General features: G+C 50.8%; 3 protein-coding genes. All 3 read left to right on the plus strand.

Annotated elements, in window-relative coordinates; translation table 11 throughout:
• Positions 1–230 precede the first annotated feature (230 nt).
• Positions 231–794: a hypothetical protein gene (locus HPY71_15675; protein ID NPV54926.1), complete on the plus strand. Its 564-nt coding sequence runs from the start codon at positions 231–233 to the stop codon at positions 792–794.
• A gap of 107 nt (positions 795–901) precedes the next feature.
• Complete coding sequence (locus HPY71_15680) at positions 902–1,666, plus strand: endonuclease/exonuclease/phosphatase family protein (GenBank protein NPV54927.1); 765 nt, start codon at positions 902–904, stop codon at positions 1,664–1,666.
• A 425-nt stretch (positions 1,667–2,091) separates the two neighbouring features.
• The coding region (locus HPY71_15685; protein ID NPV54928.1) for a DUF3006 domain-containing protein at positions 2,092–2,250 on the plus strand (159 nt) is incomplete at its 3' end.

Genomic DNA, 2,250 nt, shown 5'->3' on the forward strand with positions numbered 1-2,250 from the left:
ATATGCTTGTTGAAGCTAACCCCAAGAAGGTTACCTCAACAATCATGCTAACCGCTCTTGCAATAGAGGACATCGTGCTGAACCGGATTCACGCCGACACAACCTCCATCTCGGTCTATGGCGAATAGGCGGTGGCTTTCTTCACAGCGTTGTTTCGTATGCCAGAGGAAGAACGGGAAAAAGTTTGTGCCCGAAGTGTCGTCATTAAAGATGCCTCACCTTGGCGTCAATTGGCATTATGTGACGGTGCTCTTGTCTTGATTGCCGATTTCTCCGACCGCAGCACGGTAGCCCAGGCGGTCGCAAGTGGCCATCACGTGCTCATCCCGCTAGACCGAAGCGACTCCGCGACAGGCGACACTCTCTCACTCCCTCGATTGCAGCGGGAGGGGGCTGGGGAAGCCCTTATAGCCATGGGTATCCCCGAGGATCAGGCTAAAGACCTTGCCGCATTGGCGCGGCGAAGCCTCGGAGCATTGCGACGGAAATTGGCTGTCAGCTCCGTCACGCTGGCGCCGCGGTGGAGTAAACCGGATATTGCTCGTTCCGTGCTCCCGGCTCTTCTCGCAGGACAGTGGAGCGACAAGTGCATCGGAGACCAAGAAGCGGTTGCACGTCTTGCCAGAGCGGATTATTATCGAATGCGCGAGACTTTTCTTGAGGGCGAGGATGATGAAACTAGGTGGTTTTACTGGTCGAGAGTAAGTATATACGGGCATGGTAATCAGAAGCCTGAGGACGCCGGCGGGCGGTGCGGAAATTCATCGAATACGCTCGTCTGGGGACGGCTGTGAAATTTATGGCCCTTCACAGAAGGGATGTACGCTTTAGCCCAAAATTAGTGGCCGAGGCGCTCGAACGAATGTTGAGGGATAGCTGGAAACAAGGATGCCGTACGGGTATGCCGAGGAAGATATCGAACATTATGAGAGTAATCACTTGGAACTGTAACAGGGCATTCAGAAAGAAAAGCAAGCGGATTGTGGATCTTAATCCGCATATTGTCGTCGTGCCTGAGTGTGAAAATCCCGGCATGACCAGAGATGGCGACTGGATTTCGGATTTCGATGGGTGGCGTTGGTTTGGCGACAATAATCACCAAGGGGTCGGTGTATTCGTAAGACGCAAAGTAAAAATCGCAGAATGCTCATGGTTTGATCCTGAGATCCGCTATATCAGACCATTCCATGTCGACTACCAAGGATTCGAGTTCAACATGATCGCGGTTTGGGCGAATAATACCAAGTCCCCGACATTTCAGTATATCGGTCAGGTATGGAAGTTCTTGCAGGCTTTCGAAAAGGAGATAACTGCCAATCAGTCTCTATTCCTGGGGGATTTCAACAGCCATATTCAATGGGATGTGCCGGATCGCTGGTGGAATCATTCGGATGTCGTTGCCATCCTGAGGAAAAACGGGATTGAAAGCCTTTACCACCATTTCCATGGGATAGAACACGGTGCCGAAGCCGAGCCAACATTATACTTACAACGCAACAAAGGAAAACCCTATCATGTTGATTATGTCTTCGCTTCGCGCGCATTTATTGATTCGGTTCGGAACGTGTCCGTGGGACGATGGGACGAGTGGATCGGGGAAAGCGATCACATGCCGATTATCTGTGATTTTGATGAAAAGAGAATAAGGATTTTGGGAGAAGACTGAATCGGCGATTGCCTATGATATACAATTGGATTTCTATACGGACTGGGTTAGTGTCCTTTGCCTGCTGGGTGGCACTTGGCTATGGAATTCTACAGGGCGGAGACCAGAAAGAAATATGCCATCGGTATTTCAACCTTCAAAAAAGGCTAAGAACTGGCATCCATCGCTGAGAAGCACGGTACTGCATTCGGACATCGAGTGGAATTCCATCTACATTTGAAGGGTAATTACGATATCCGTCGAATAGTGGCAGTGGGCTGTAGGTGTGGTGACCGAGCCGCGCCTTGCCGAAGGAATTTGGGCATGCCAATGCCCTTATCAAGGTAGGCAGGAAGCTGGACAACGGCTTGGAAATCCAGATGATATTGAGCGAACCGTTCCATAACACATTCGCTGGACGCTGCACACAGAGGAGGCTCGGTTCAATGTATATCATCGATCGGTTCGAGGGCGATTGGGCAGTTATTGAGGGACCAGAGAACATAATGCTTAACCTCCCGCGGGAGATCCTTCCCAAAGGGGCCAAACCCGGTGATGTTTTATCTATCATCGTCACGATTGATGAGGCGGCGACAAAGGAGAGG

It is taken from the genome of Bacillota bacterium, assembly GCA_013178125.1.
Classification (GTDB): Bacteria; Bacillota; SHA-98; order Ch115; family JABLXJ01; genus JABLXL01.